The organism is Roseateles sp. P5_B10 (assembly GCF_056400485.1).
On sequence record NZ_JBFULE010001454.1, the window covers coordinates 1 to 724 of the forward strand.

Consider the following 724-nt stretch of genomic DNA (forward strand, 5'->3'; position numbering starts at 1 on the left):
CAGCAAGGCGGCGGATTCAAGGTCAATCGGCGCGAGGGTTAAAACCAGCGACAAAATACCGCTGCATGAAATTTAGACATGAGGCGATTTTTGGCGATTATTTAAGCTGTTTGCCGTGTGCATGATCAATTTTTCTGCACAAGAAATAAACAGGAAAGCCTCGGCGCTTTCCGAAAATCGGAAACACGCGAACAATCCCAATCACTTAACGTGTGTTCCGGGGCTGGCACACTTCTTGCGATCTCCTTAACGCGCCGGCCGTGGGGCCGTTCCGCATTGATTTCGTCTGCGTCAGGGAGAGACCGCACATGATTACCAATTTGACTCACGCTATAGCCAAGCCGATCTCACGGCGCAGCCTGATGGCCGCGGCAACGGGTCTGGCTCTGGGCCTGTCGGCATTTTCGCCGGCCAAAGCCGCAGACGACACCATCAAGGTCGGCGTCCTGCATTCGCTGTCGGGCACCATGGCAATTTCCGAGACCACGCTGAAAGACACCGTGCTGTTCATGATCGATCAGCAGAACAAGAAGGGCGGCGTGAACGGCAAGAAGCTCGAAGCCGTCGTGGTCGATCCCGCCTCTAACTGGCCGCTGTTCGCCGAGAAGGCGCGCGAGCTGATCACCAAGGACAAGGTTGCCGTCGTGTTCGGCTGCTGGACCTCGGTGTCGCGCAAGTCGGTTCTCCCGGTGTTCAAGGAACTGAACAGCATCCTGTTCTACCC

General features: G+C 56.2%; 1 protein-coding gene. It reads left to right on the forward strand.

What is annotated here, in order from left to right; genetic code table 11:
- Nucleotides 1–344: 344 nt before the first annotated feature.
- A partial coding sequence (locus tag AC1DU6_RS33935) for a transporter substrate-binding protein (protein ID WP_477862797.1) occupies nucleotides 345–724 on the forward strand: 380 nt, incomplete at its 3' end.